The 13,111-nt window shown below is 63.9% G+C and carries 12 protein-coding genes; 4 read left to right on the forward strand and 8 right to left on the reverse strand.

The window, feature by feature from the left end; genetic code table 11:
- From IB285_RS03015 to tsaD, 6 genes are all read right to left on the reverse strand, one after another.
- Complete coding sequence (locus IB285_RS03015; RefSeq protein ID WP_190786785.1) at nt 1-354, reverse strand: response regulator; 354 nt, start codon at nt 352-354, stop codon at nt 1-3.
- A 79-nt stretch (nt 355-433) separates the two neighbouring features.
- Nucleotides 434-1,024, reverse strand: a complete 591-nt coding sequence (locus tag IB285_RS03020) for a hypothetical protein (RefSeq protein WP_190786786.1) — start codon at nt 1,022-1,024, stop codon at nt 434-436.
- 146 nt (nt 1,025-1,170) lie between these two features.
- Entirely contained in the window at nt 1,171-2,835 is a 1,665-nt protein-coding gene (locus tag IB285_RS03025) for a vWA domain-containing protein (protein WP_190786787.1), read from the reverse strand.
- Between the two features lie 113 nt (nt 2,836-2,948).
- Nucleotides 2,949-4,499, reverse strand: coding sequence for a lipopolysaccharide biosynthesis protein (locus tag IB285_RS03030; RefSeq protein ID WP_190786788.1), 1,551 nt, complete (start codon nt 4,497-4,499; stop codon nt 2,949-2,951).
- The gene (locus IB285_RS03035; protein WP_190786789.1) at nt 4,496-5,491 is read right to left on the reverse strand and encodes an NAD(P)H-dependent glycerol-3-phosphate dehydrogenase; all 996 of its coding nucleotides are present in this window, start codon (nt 5,489-5,491) and stop codon (nt 4,496-4,498) included. The genes IB285_RS03030 and IB285_RS03035 overlap by 4 nt, the downstream gene beginning before the upstream one ends.
- Complete coding sequence (tsaD, locus tag IB285_RS03040; RefSeq protein WP_190786790.1) at nt 5,488-6,534, reverse strand: tRNA (adenosine(37)-N6)-threonylcarbamoyltransferase complex transferase subunit TsaD; 1,047 nt, start codon at nt 6,532-6,534, stop codon at nt 5,488-5,490. Before tsaD ends, IB285_RS03035 begins: the two co-directional genes overlap by 4 nt.
- A gap of 77 nt (nt 6,535-6,611) precedes the next feature.
- On the opposite strand from tsaD, the gene hemC reads away from it, so the two are divergent.
- The 3 genes from hemC to IB285_RS03055 are packed head-to-tail and all read left to right on the forward strand — an operon-like array spanning nt 6,612 to nt 9,196.
- Complete coding sequence (gene hemC / locus IB285_RS03045) at nt 6,612-7,535, forward strand: hydroxymethylbilane synthase (RefSeq protein ID WP_190788965.1); 924 nt, start codon at nt 6,612-6,614, stop codon at nt 7,533-7,535.
- A gap of 32 nt (nt 7,536-7,567) precedes the next feature.
- Nucleotides 7,568-8,203, forward strand: a complete 636-nt coding sequence (locus tag IB285_RS03050; RefSeq protein ID WP_190786791.1) for a uroporphyrinogen-III synthase — start codon at nt 7,568-7,570, stop codon at nt 8,201-8,203.
- Nucleotides 8,204-8,260: 57 nt separating this feature from the next.
- Entirely contained in the window at nt 8,261-9,196 is a 936-nt protein-coding gene (locus tag IB285_RS03055) for a hypothetical protein (RefSeq protein ID WP_190786792.1), read from the forward strand.
- A gap of 6 nt (nt 9,197-9,202) precedes the next feature.
- Here the strand turns inward: IB285_RS03055 and IB285_RS03060 are convergent, their stop codons facing one another.
- On the reverse strand, nt 9,203-10,429 hold the full coding sequence (locus tag IB285_RS03060; RefSeq protein WP_190788966.1) for an FAD-dependent monooxygenase: 1,227 nt from the start codon (nt 10,427-10,429) through the stop codon (nt 9,203-9,205).
- 64 nt (nt 10,430-10,493) lie between these two features.
- Here IB285_RS03060 and IB285_RS03065 point away from each other — a divergent pair, with 64 nt between their 5' ends.
- Entirely contained in the window at nt 10,494-12,557 is a 2,064-nt protein-coding gene (locus IB285_RS03065) for a protein-disulfide reductase DsbD family protein (protein WP_328705838.1), read from the forward strand.
- On the opposite strand, the gene IB285_RS03070 is transcribed toward IB285_RS03065, so the two are convergent.
- Nucleotides 12,523-13,089 (reverse strand): hypothetical protein, encoded by a 567-nt coding sequence (locus IB285_RS03070; protein WP_190786793.1) that lies wholly within the window; start codon nt 13,087-13,089, stop codon nt 12,523-12,525. The two genes, IB285_RS03065 and IB285_RS03070, sit on opposite strands and share 35 nt — an antisense overlap.
- Nucleotides 13,090-13,111: the final 22 nt, after the last annotated feature.

Genomic DNA, 13,111 nt, shown 5'->3' on the forward strand with positions numbered 1-13,111 from the left:
TCAGGCGTGGAGCACCTGATTCACAGCCTTGATCATCGCGGCAGGAGGACACGGCTTTGCCAGCGTCTTGGCCTGCGGGAACCGCGCCTTCACCTCTTCGCGGGTGTGGCGTCCGGAATGGAAGATGATCGGCACGTCTTCGTCCGCCAATTTCTGTGCCAGCGGGTAGACGATGCCATCGTCGAGCTGGATATCCAGAATCGCAAGATCAGGCTTTTCCTTCTGGAAGGCGAGCATCGCATCGGAGATACCGGTATGAGGCCCTTCGACCTCGAAACCAGCCTCGGCGACGGTCTCGCAGAGATCGAAAGCGACGATCAACTCGTCTTCGGCGACCAGAATTTTATGACTCATAATGTCTCCCCTGCATGGTCATTTTTTCCGATCCCAATCGGTGCGTAACACATGTGGAGCAATTATGTTCCCTTAATTGTTATTTATTCTGGCCAAATCTTTCGGAAAAACCCGATTGATCGCCTGCAGCGAGCAGTTTTGCCTGCTCTACCCATTGGTCGCGGGTGATCCTGCCCTTGAACCGGCCGAGCTTGGCATCGACGCGTTCCACATCGGCATCGCTCCAAGCGGCGATTTGATCGAACCGAGTGACGCCGAGTTCCGCGAGCATCGTGACAAGTTTGGGCCCAAGCCCCTTGATCTGTTTCAGATCGTCCGCTTCGCCCACAGCCGCAGGAGTGGGAGCTGGTACAGGCTCGGGTACCGGGTCGCCGACAGTCGGCGCCACCGATACACCAGCTTCGGCGTCGGCCATCGCGCCCGCAGCGGCCACCTTGTCCGAATTGGCGTTGGCGGATGTCTGCCCGACATCCTGCGAAACGGAAGCTGGCGCGTCGATCAGCGCCTGGTTGCGAGCCGCGCGCTGCGCGCCTTCGTCGAGCACGTCGCCCCCAGTCTCACCGATTACATCGGTCTTCTTGTTGAGACGCGACAGCAACCAGATCGCGAGGATCAGCAGGAGAACACCAATCAGGATGAACGGGAGCGCTTCGGCAAGCATTGGCGACATAGAACAATACCTTGTCAGTGAATCGTGTCAGTTGCCCGCGCTTTAGCAGCGTCCCGCTCGACTGCAAAAGCGGGAGCGCGCAAAACAAAGGGCCGGCAGGCGCTATCGTGCGCCCACCGACCTAGATCACTCAAGATAGGTTCGGATTACCCGCCGCTGCGCATTCCCGCAGCCAGCGCGTTCAGCTGCAGGAATTCCTGCCGCCAGAAATTGTCCTGACTGCCCGCGAGCGCGCCGATGTCTTCGTGCCCGAACCCGTTCATCAGCTCATCGCCGCGCAGCAGCTGGCCAAAGGCTGCGACCGAAACGGCAAAGGCAAAATCGCCCGTAGGGTTGCCAGCCTCCAGAAAGGCATCGCTCATCACCACTTGATCGATCAGCCGCGATGTGTCGCCATCGGGCAGCTTGTACCGCAGTTTGACATGCGCTGCTTCGGCCATGCGCCGCTCCGCTTCGCCAGACCGGCGATCCTCATAGCGGCGCGGCGCGATCCAGCCGCGCTTTCCGGTCGGCACGACTTCATAGATTGCCGTGACCTGATGCCCTGCGCCGATATCGCCTGCATCGACCGCATCGTTGTCGAAATCCTCTTCGCGAAGGATACGGTTTTCGTATCCCACCAGCCGATACTGGCTGATAACCGCCGGGTTGAACTCGACCTGGATCTTCACGTCCTTGGCGATCGTGAAGAGCGTAGAGCTCATCTCATCGCCGAGCACTTTCTTCGCCTCGAGCGCGCTGTCGATATAGGCGTAATTGCCGTTTCCGTGATTGGCGATCTGCTCCATCATCGCCTCATTGTAATTGCCCGTGCCGAAACCGAGCGTGGTGAGGGTGATGCCGCTGTCGCGCTTTTGCTCGATCATTTCGACCAGCGCATCGCGGTCCGACACGCCGACATTGAAATCGCCATCGGTCGCGAGGATTACGCGGTTCACGCCGCCTTCAATGAAATTGTCAGCGGCGATGTTGTAAGCAAGCTCAAGACCCGCGCCGCCTGCGGTCGAACCGCCCGCCGACAGTGCATCAAGCGCGCGGCGGATCTTGTCCGTCTCATTGGTCGGCTCAAGCACAAGGCCGGCCGCGCCGGCATAGACGACGATGGAGACCCGGTCCTGCTCGGACAGCTCACCGGCAAGACCCGATAAAGCTGTCTTGACCAGCGGAAGTTTGTCCGCGCTGTTCATCGAACCGGAGACATCCATGAGGAAGACGAGGTTGGCAGCCGGGCGCTCCGCGGTGTCGATATCGTATCCGCGCAGGCCGATACGCATCAGATAGGTGTTGTCGTTCCACGGCGTGCGCGCGACATCGGTATTGACCGTGAAGGGCTGCGACCGGTCTGCCGGGCGATCGTAGTCATAGCGGAAATAGTTGATCATCTCCTCGGTCCGGACCGCGTCTTTCGGCGGCGTCATGCCTTGCGACAGGAACCGCCGCGTGTTGGCATAGGCGCCGGTATCGACATCGACAGAGAAAGTGGAGACAGGCTCTGCATTGACCAGTTTGACGGGCGAGACCTCTTCGCCGTCATATTGCTCGCGCCCCGGATCGACTGCGACGCGGACGGGCGGGATGTAAGTTCCATGCCGCGACTGCGCGAAGGCACCCGGTGCGGCTTGCGAGCCATCTGCGATGCGCGATCCTGTGACCATGATCGGAACGGCTTCGGCTGGTGGTGGTGGCGATGAAGCTTCGGCGAGATCGCTCGCGGGCTCCGATTGGTTCGAATTGCTGTCCTTGTAAGGCGTCGCGCAGCTCGCGATCATGATACCTAGAACCAGCACACCGGTCAGTTGAAACTTGCGCATTTCACACTCCCCTTTAACCCGCCAAAAACCCGACTTGAAGGTCGGACGTGGGCCGTGAATAGCGACTGAACGCTCTGTAAGGGCGATGAAATGCGGCGCGCGTGGCTGGCGCGTCAGGCGGCCTTTTCCGCGGTCGGTTCATCGGTCTCGACCGCGACAACCTTTCGGCTGAAAAGCTGCCTCTCGTCAGCCGAAAAGCCGCGTTTCCAGATCACCGCAAGATAGACCGCGAGGATCGCTGGCACGCCAAAGACCAGTTCGACCCATTCGGGAAGGAAGGTGAAGCCGATCCCGACCATGATCGCGGGCGCGCTCGCCCAGAACAGCGCGAGCCGCAGATTGCCGACCGGCGCTTTCAGCAATATCTTCAGCACCAGCGCCTTTACGAGGCTGGAGGTGAGCAGCGCGATGAACAAAGCAAGCGCCGCGCCCGCTGCCTTGAACCCTTCGTTCAGCCCAAGACGCTCGGCCAGCAGGATCAGCGAAACGGTAAGCACGCCCTGCAGCGCGATGATCCCGACGGAGATTGCGAGGTTCCGCTTGCGCGCGATATAGACCAGCACGCTTTCCGACACGACCGCCATGGATGCGACGACCTCGGCGGCGAGAAGGATCGCCAGCGCGCCTGTGCCGCCGACAATCGCCGGTCCGCCAAGGCCCATGACCGCTTCCCCCGGAATGACGAGCGCGAGCGCGATGCCGAGCTGCAGCGCGATGATCCAGAAGCCAACCTTCTGCACCTGGCTCGCGATCGCGGCGTAATTGCCGCTTTTCAGGTTCTTCGTGATGACGGGCGAAAGGATCGGTTCGAAACTGGTCTTGAGCTTCTGCGGAACGCTGACGACTTCCTTGGCGAAGAAGTAGATGCCAACCGCGCCTGCCGATGCGGACTGGCCGAGCAGGAAGACGTCGAGCAGTCTTGTGCCGCGTTCGATCACATCGGCACCGATCAGGGGTAGAGCGCGCGCTGTCATCTTGCCGAGATAGCGCGGGCGTGGCCGCCAACCCTTCGGCCATCCATAGGTTTTCAGGAACGACCACAGCGCGGTCGCCAGCGCGGCGTAGATCGCTGTCACGTAAGCGAGCGCAAGCCCGCCCTCGCTCACCACCGGTATGAAGAAGATCGCCGCGACCGCGATCGATTTGGTCCACGGCTCGGTAATGGCGCGGGCGCGGACGGTCGTGGCGATGTCGTATTTGTACGCCTGCGCGGCGAGCAGGATTTCGGTGAGCGCGAATGCCGGGATCGCCGCGATCATCCAGATATCGAACGGACTGTTGGTCCCGCTTGGAAAAATGATCACCGGGAATGCCAGCAACAGCGCGCACGCAGCCAGCGAGAACAGGAAAGAGGTCAGCATCCCGTCGAAGACCAGATTGGTTTGCGGAACGCCCTCTTCCTCGGTCCCTTCGGTCAGGCGCTGGGCGAGCCCGCGTTTTTCGCCGAGCGCGCAGATCAGCGCGAAGATCTCGATAATGACGAAAGCGGCCGCGAAGCGGCCCATTTCCTCGACCCCGTAAAGCCGATAGCCGATGAAAAGAAACGGGATGCCGCCCAGCGCGCGGATGACGAAACCCATCGTATTGGTGCGCCCGCCCTTGGCAAGGGTCGCCATATCGTCGCCGCCCTTGGCGGGTTCGGGCTGAGCAGGAGGAGCGGTCATTGCCCGCGTTCCGCCTTTAGCGGGCGAGCGAGCAGCCCGGCGACGACTTCGCGCGGATTGTCGCCGGAAAGGATGGCGTTGACCGCGGTGACGATCGGCATCGCGATATCTCGGTCCTGCGCCAGTTCGGCCAGCACCGGCGCGGTGTGCGCGCCCTCTGCCACGGTCCGGCGGTCCGCCATCAGATCCGCGGCGCTGCTGCCTTCGCCGAGCGATTTGCCAAGCGAGAAATTGCGGCTCGAGGTGGAGGAGCAGGTGAGCACCAGATCGCCGAGGCCGCACAGGCCGCTCAATGTCTCGGCGCGCGCGCGCATGACCTCGCCGAAGCGGAGCATCTCGGCATAGCCGCGCGCGATCAGCGCGGCGCGGGCGTTCTGGCCTAGTTCAAGCCCATCGACGAGGCCGCATGCAATCGCGAGCACGTTCTTGATCGCCCCGCCGATTTCCGCGCCGGTCACATCGTCGGTGTAATACGGCCGGAAGGCGGGCCGCGCGATGCTGGGCGAGAGGCGGTCCCATTGCTCGCGTCCCCCTTCGCAGGCGAGCGTGATCGCGGTCGGCAGCCCCGCGGCGACTTCGTGCGCAAAGGTAGGGCCGGAAAGAACCGCGATGGCGCTGTCAGAGCAGGCGCCGCGCGCAACATCGTTCATCAGCCGCTTGGAGCCCGCTTCGATACCTTTTGAACACAGAACGAGGTCGCGCGGCGATTTCGGCATCTGGCCGAGCACCGTGCCGAGCACCTGGGCCGGGGTTACGCACAGCACCGTATCGAGATCGGCAACCTCGGACAGGTCGCCGGTCGCGCGGATGGTTTCGGACAGTTGGGCGCTCGGAAGGTAGTCGGGGTTGCGGTGCGCGGAATTGATCGCTTCGACCACTTCGGGCTCATACGCCCACAGCACCACGTCTCGCCCGTCGCTGGCGAGCATTTGCGCAAGTGCGGTGCCCCATGCGCCTGCGCCGATTACGCCGATAATTTCCCGCTCGCTCATGCCTTCACCCCTGCGCCGCGAACGCTCTCCGCCTCCGGGTCGAGCGGCCATCGCGGGCGCGCTTTCAGATCGAGTGGATCGCTTTCGCCCAATGGCAGCCGTTCGCAGCCCGCCCATGCGATCATGGCCGCATTGTCGGTGCAGAGCGCCAAGGGTGGGGCTACGAAGCGCATCGAATGCGTCGCAGCCAATTCTTCCAATGCGGCGCGGATCACCTGGTTCGCGGCAACTCCGCCTGCCACGACGAGCGCGGGCAGGCGCCCTGTCTCGGCCAGCGCGTGCTCAAGCCTGTCGATGAGGCAATCGACCGCGGCCTGCTGAAAACATGCGGCGATGTCGGCGTGCCTGTGCTCGCCGCTTTGCGCCGCGCGCATCACCGCGCTTTTCAGCCCGGCAAAGGAGAAATGCGGCTCTTTGCTGCCCTTCAAAGGCCGGGGCAGCGGCACTGCGTCCGGATTGCCTTCGCGCGCCAGTCTCTCCACCGCAGGCCCGCCCGGATAGCCGAGGCCGAGTATCTTTGCAGTCTTGTCGAACGCTTCGCCCAGCGCATCGTCGATCGTCGTTGCGAGACGGCGGTACTTACCGACGCCCTTGACGCTCAAAATCTGGCAATGCCCGCCCGATACCAGCAGGAGCAGATAGGGGAACTCCAGCGTTTCGTCCGCGAGGCGAGGGGACAGAGCATGCCCTTCGAGATGGTTGATCGCGAGCAAGGGCTTGTCCGCCGCCATCGCCAGAGCTTTTCCGCTGACGAGGCCGACCATCACTCCGCCGATCAGGCCCGGACCGGCGGTCGCGGCAATCGCATCGACATCGGCCAGCTTCATTCCGGCATCATCCATCACCGCCTCAAGCATGGGCGCAAGCCGTTCGGCATGCGCACGCGCAGCGATTTCGGGCACCACGCCGCCATAGGGCGCGTGTTCCTCTTCCTGGGAAGCGGTGCGCTGAGCGATGATCGTGCGGTCGCTCGCCACCAGCGCGACGGCGGTTTCGTCGCAGCTCGATTCAATACCGAGGACAATTTTCGCATCCGATCCCATCGCGCTTTCACTTAATCACTGTGCGGGCTAGGGCAAGCGCAGCGATGAATAGTAATGCACAAGCAGGGGGCGACGCGATGCGGCCCAAAATCCGTTTGGGGACGCGCAATTCGCCTCTGGCGATGGCGCAGGCGGTGGAAACGCAGGGTCGGCTGTGCGCCGCGCACGGCTGGAGCGAGGATGAGGTCGAGCTGGTCCCTGTCGTGGCAAGCGGCGACAAGGTGCTCGACCGCCCGCTCGCAGAAATTGGCGGCAAGGCGCTATGGACCAAGGAACTGGACGTCTGGCTCGCCGAAGGGCGCATCGATGCCTCGGTTCATTCGGCCAAGGATGTCGAGACAATCCGTCCGCACGAGTTTCACTTTGCTGCCTTCCTCCCGCGCGCAGATCGGCGAGATGCGCTTGTCGGGGCGGACAGCATCGACGCGATCCCGCAAGGGGCAATTGTCGGGACAAGCGCGCCGCGCCGCGCTTCGCAGCTGCTCAATCTTAGGCCTGACTGTAAAGTCGTGATGTTTCGCGGCAATGTTGCGACGCGTCTCGGAAAGCTTGAGGCTGGCGAGGCAGATGTGACATTCCTGGCGGCAGCGGGGCTTGAACGGCTTGGGCAATCGGATGTCGGCAATCCGCTGAATACAGGCGCCTGGATTCCTGCGGCGGCGCAGGGCGTCATCGCGCTCGAATGCCGCGCCGGCGATGCCGAGACGACCGCCGCGCTTGCCGCCATCGACCACGCGCAGACCCGCGGCGAGCTCGAAGCGGAGCGGGCCTTGCTTGCCCAGCTAGGCGGGACGTGCCACAGCCCGGTGGCGGTGCTGTGCGAGGCGGATGGCGGTGCGCTCACCATGCGGGCGGCACTTTTCAGCGAGGATGGCAGCGAAAGGGTCGAGGGGACTGTGCAGTTTAGTAAAGGCGACCACGCTCCGGTCGAGGCGTTGGCCGATGACCTGCTGACCCGCGCGGGCGAGAATATTCGGCAATTGTTCAATTCCGGCCAGTGACGCGGATTATCACGATCCGGCCCAGAGAAGGGATGGCCTCCACCATCGATGCCGGGCGAGCGATGGGCTTGCCCATCACCGGAGTGCCCCTGTTCGAAATTCGCGCGCGCCCATGGCAGGCGCGCGACCCGGCGCGCATCGATGGTCTGTTGATCGGAAGCGCCAATGCGATCCGGCATGGCGGTGAGCAATTGCAGCTGTTTCTCGATAAGCCTGTCCATGCCGTTGGAAAGACCACGGAAAAAGCTGCGCGCGAGGCGGGGTTTACCGTCGGATCGGTCGGCACGGGCGGCTTGCAGAATGTGCTCGATGCGGTTGCGGCACCGGCGCGATTGCTGCGGATAGCGGGCGCGCAGCACGTGCCGCTCGATGCGCCCGCTGACATCACGATCGAGACCGTGATCGCCTATGAAAGCGTTGCATTGCCTCTCGAACGCGCGCTCGTCGAATGGGGAGAGCGAACCATCATACTGCTCCACTCGGCAGTGGCAGCGACGCATTTTGCCGCCGAATGCGACCGGCTGGAACTCGATCGCGGTGACTATGAAATCGCGGCTCTCGGCCCGCGGATCGCTTCAGCTGCGGGCAAGGGATGGGGCGCTATCCACGTTTCCGAAAACCCCGACGATGCGGCACTGCTGGCAATGGTGAAAGCATTGTGCCAGTAATGCGAACGGGACGTATGCGCCGGGTGGGGCGCGCCATGGGTCAAAGACTGGGATACGATGGAATCGAAATACGGTAGCCGGCGAAAGCCATCCTCTGGCAAGGGGGTCTGGCTGGCTGGGATCGCGTCATTCATACTGGGCGGCCTGCTCGTGGGCTATGTCGTGTGGTACAATGCGACAGAGCAGCGCGCGGCAAGCGTGGCCGAAAGAGAGCCCGTGCAGGTGGCGGCGAGCCCCACGGCCTCGCCAAGCCCGCTGAATTCACCATCGCCCACACCTTTGTCCGAATCTGTCGAGCCGGAAAATGCCGATGAAGCGGTAGAGGCCGTGAGCGGCCTGGCCGAGCAGCAGGGCGGCCTGGATCAGCGCCTGGCCGCGGCCGAACAGCGGCTTGCCCGGCTCGATCTGCAGTCGCAGGCGGCAGCAGGAAATGCGGCCCGCGCCGAAGGCTTGCTCATCGCCTTTGCCACGCGGCGCGCGGTGGAACGCGGGGCGGAGCTCGGCTATCTCGCCGATCAGCTCAGGCTGCGGTTCGGGGACGAGCGCCCCAATGCAGTGAACACGATCATCAATTTTTCGCGCATCGACCCGCCTATCCGCCTCGATACATTGCTCGCGCGGCTTGAAGGGTTGGGGCCGGACTTGGCGGAGACGACCGAGGGGCCTTCATGGGCTGCGCTTCAGCGCGAGCTCAGCCAGCTGTTCGTAATCCGCCGCGAAAGCACGCCTTCCCCGCAGCCGGAACGCCGGCTCGAGCGGGCGCGCTATGCGCTGGAGCAGGGCCGCTACCAGAATGCCATCGATGAGATCCGCAACATGCCGGGTGCCGAAAAGGCCGCGGGCTGGATCGCCGATGCGGAACGGTTTCGCGACGCAATGGCAGCGCTTGAGAATATCGAGACCGCTGCGGTGCTCGATCAAAGCGGTTTGCGCGATGGGACCGGCACCCGCGTCAACCAGCCGAGCCCGGTCGGCACGTCCGGCGAAGAGTAATCCGCTTTACGCTTTGAGCAGCTCGGGCAGGTCGCCCGATACCCCGCGCGCCTCGTCCATGAAGAACGTCTTGAGCGCGCCGCTGCGCTGAACGCCTGCCATGCCGAGCCGGCGGATCGCGCTTGCTGTCTTGCCGGGAACGCCGAACAGCCGCGTCAGTCCATCGGTGGCGAGCGCGACCATGAAGCTGTCGAGCCCGCGCCAGTTCTCGTAGCGTTTGAGCAATTGCGCATCGCCGGGATCGAGCCCGATGCGCGCGCCATCCACGAGCACTTCCACCAGTGCCGCCGCATCGCGCAGGCCGAGGTTCAGACCCTGTCCCGCAATCGGGTGAATGCCGTGCGCAGCGTCCCCGATCAGCGCGAGCCGCTCACCCGTGATCTTGGCCGTGTGATGAAATCCAAGCGGCCATGAAGAGCGCGCGCCGACGCTTGTCACTTCGCCGAGCACGTCGCCCATGCGTTTCTGCACTTCGGCGAGGAACGCCCGGTCACCCAGCTTGGTAACGGCTTTCCCGTCTTCTTCCGACACGGTCCAGACCAGCGAGGACCGGTGCGTACCGTCGGCATCGTCGTTCATCGGCAGCAGCGCGAAAGGCCCTGCCGGATAGAAGATTTCCCACGCTACATTGCCGTGCGGTTTCGAATGGGTCAGCCCGGCGATGACAGCGCGGTGCTTGTAATCCCATTTCGCGATCGTGATGCCCGCCGCATCGCGCGTGGGCGATCCGCGCCCTTCCGCGCCGACCATCAAGCGGCCTTTCAGCTTTTCCGGCTCGCCTCCTTCGCGCGAGATGACCGCCGCCGCGCCGAATTCGCTGCGCTGGCGTTCGAGGACTTCGGCCTTCGACACCCAGTTGATGAGCGGCTCCTCCGCTGCCGCTTCGAACAGAGCGAGGCGCAGGCGGCGATTGGGGAACATCCGGCCCAGCGTGCCTTCATGCGGTTCTGGCTGGAAATCGAGGCGACCGGGAAGGTTCTGATCGGTGACGGCGATGCTGGCGATGTCGCAGGCGAACTCTTCCAGCCCCTCGGCAATGCCGATATTGCGAAACAGGTGCCAGCTCGCGGTGGAAATCGCGGTGGCGCGGTCATCGAACCCTTCTGCGGTGAGGTCTGCCGGATCGGCGCGGTCGATCACATGGCTGGACATGCCCTGCCGCGCTGCCGCTAGCGCCAGGGTCATGCCGACCAGTCCGCCGCCGAGGATCAGGAGATCGCGAGTGTCGTTCATCATCTTTGCATCCGTGTGTTCGCGTTCATTGCGAAGATAGGCTCAAGTGCCTAGAGGGTTCGCCGTGTCCGAGGCAAGAATGTTCCACCCTGCCATCCGTCATTTCGCTGCATGGCTTATTGCGTGCACCGCAATGCTGCTGATTGCCGTTCCTGTATCGGCGCAGGATGAGGCGCGCGCCGCGCGCTATGGCGATGACAACATTTCAGTCCAGTTGGTCGCCGATGGATTGCCGGTCGCGGGCGAGGAATGGATGCTCGCGCTCCGCTTCGTGCCCAGCGCGCCGGAATGGCACGGATACTGGTCCAATCCGGGGGATGCCGGGCAGGGAATGATGCTGCAGCTCGATCTGCCGGAAGGGTGGGAGATGGGCGAGGCGCTTTATCCCGTGCCCGACCGGTTGCTGATCAGCGGGCTGATGAACCACATTTACGAAGGCACTTATGCCGTGCTCGTGCCGGTGACGGTGCCAGCGGACGCGGAGATCGAGGGACTACCCGACGTAACGGGCTTCGTCGAATATCTTGCCTGCACCGACCGTGTGTGCGTGCCGCAGGACGCTGTGCTGAGCGCAGGGCAGGGCGGTGAGTTCACGCGCTGGCGGGCCGAGATTGCGCCTCTGCTGGATGCTACGGGCGCTTTCGAGATCACCGGTGCCCGCCTGCGCATCGCCGTCCCGCTTCCCGCGGCGGTCGATCTTCCCCAGCCGCATGTCTTCGTCGCGAATGAGCGGCTTGTCGATTACGCGGCGGTACAGACGTTCATGCGCGAGGACGACACGCTGATCGCCGAGATACCGCTCGATGAATTCGGAACAGGAGAGGCCGGCGCGCTCGAAGGCATCCTTGCATTCGGAGACGGCGCAGGCGTGCGTTTCGAAGCGATGGGCGGAGATGTACCTGCCGGAGGAGACGTTATCGCTGGCCCGATCGGCATGGAGACGCCGCCTTTGTGGACGCTGATCCTCGGCGCGCTCGCGGGCGGTCTGCTCCTCAACATCATGCCCTGCGTGTTCCCGATACTGAGCCTCAAGGCCCTGTCGCTGGCCCGCGCTGCAGAGAGCGAAGCGAAGGCGCGGAGCGAAGGTTTGGCCTACACAGCGGGCGTCGTGCTCGCATGCGTGGGGCTTGGTGCGCTGCTGCTGGCGCTGCGGGCAGCGGGCGAGCAGGTCGGCTGGGCATTCCAGTTGCAGGAGCCAAGCGTGGTTATCGTGCTGCTGGTTCTGGCGACTGTCATCACGGTGAACTTCGCCGGCCTGTTCGAGCTGCCTTCGCTGTCGTTCACGCAGGGCGGAGAGCCGGGCGGTGCGTTTGCGACCGGGCTCCTCGCAGCGTTTGCCGCGACGCCCTGCACGGGGCCGTTCATGGCAGCGGCGCTCGGGGCCGCATTGCTGCTCCCGACCGGGCTCGCATTGATGCTGTTCGCGATGCTGGGGCTGGGGCTCGCCCTGCCATTCCTGCTGATCGGGTTTGTTCCGGCGCTGCGCAGCAGGCTGCCGAAGCCGGGGCCCTGGATGGAGACCTTTCGCAAGATCATGGCGATCCCCATGGGCCTGACTGCGCTCGCGCTGATCTGGCTGACGGTGCAGCTGGGCGGGCGAGGCTTCGGTCTGTTCGCGCTCGTAATGCTGTTCGGGATCGTCCTTGCGCTTGGCGTAGTCGGACGCCTGCAGAAAGCGGGCAAGATGGCGTGGCCGGCATTCGCTCTGGTCGCTGCACCATTCCTGATTTTCGGAGCTTTCGCGCTTCCATCCAGCTACGCCGCACCCGGTTCGCAGCCATCGGAATCGATCCACCAGCCGATCGCTTTCAGCAATGAAGCGCTTGCCGAGGCGCGCGCAAGCGGCCAGCCGGTCTTCCTGTGGTTCACCGCCGACTGGTGTGTCACTTGCAAGGTCAACGAAAGCGTCGCCATCGAGCGCGAGGCCGTGCGCGCGGCATTCGAGGAAGCGGGCGTCATTACCATGGTCGGCGACTGGACGGTGCGCGACGAGGAAATCACCATGTTCCTGACCGATCGGGGCGCCGCGGGCGTGCCGCTTTACCTGTGGTATGCCGCAGAAGGCGACGAGCCCGAGCAACTGCCTCAGGTGCTCACTCCTGACTTGCTGGTGGAGCAGGCTCAGTAATCTGCGCGGAAGCGCGGCATGCGCCAAGAAGCTGCTCGGGAAGCGGGCTCGGATTGACCGAGACGATCCCGGCGCCGGGCACCGTAACTGTCATGCTACGCGGCCCGGCCAGCGGTTCCCATGCGGTGTCGGAGGCGGCGAGATCGCCCTGCCAGACACTGCGATTGCCGATCTCGGTCGCATCGACTGCGATCCTGCCAATCGCTCCGTTGCCGATCAGCGCGAGCAGCGCCTGCGCCCCTTCGTCCGCCTTTGCCAGGCGGATGATGCGCATGGTCCCGGCATCATCCTCGCGTTCGCCTTCAACGCAGCTGAGCGCAAGCAACGCGGGCTTACCCGGAATGCCGTAAATGATCCGTCCCTCTTCCGCCGATCGCGCCCACACCGCGCCTTCGGTCTCCGGCGAGGGTAGGGGCTCGGACGCGAACGTCTCCGGCGGTGGCGGCATGTCGCGCGCAAGATCGGCATCGGTCGGCGGCGGTTTGCATCCGAAGATCGGGACCAGCACAAGCAGCGGCATGAAGCGTTTCATAGCGGGCGGCGCTAGAGCCGTC

It is taken from the genome of Erythrobacter rubeus, assembly GCF_014705715.1.
Lineage (GTDB): Bacteria > Pseudomonadota > Alphaproteobacteria > Sphingomonadales > Sphingomonadaceae > Erythrobacter > Erythrobacter rubeus.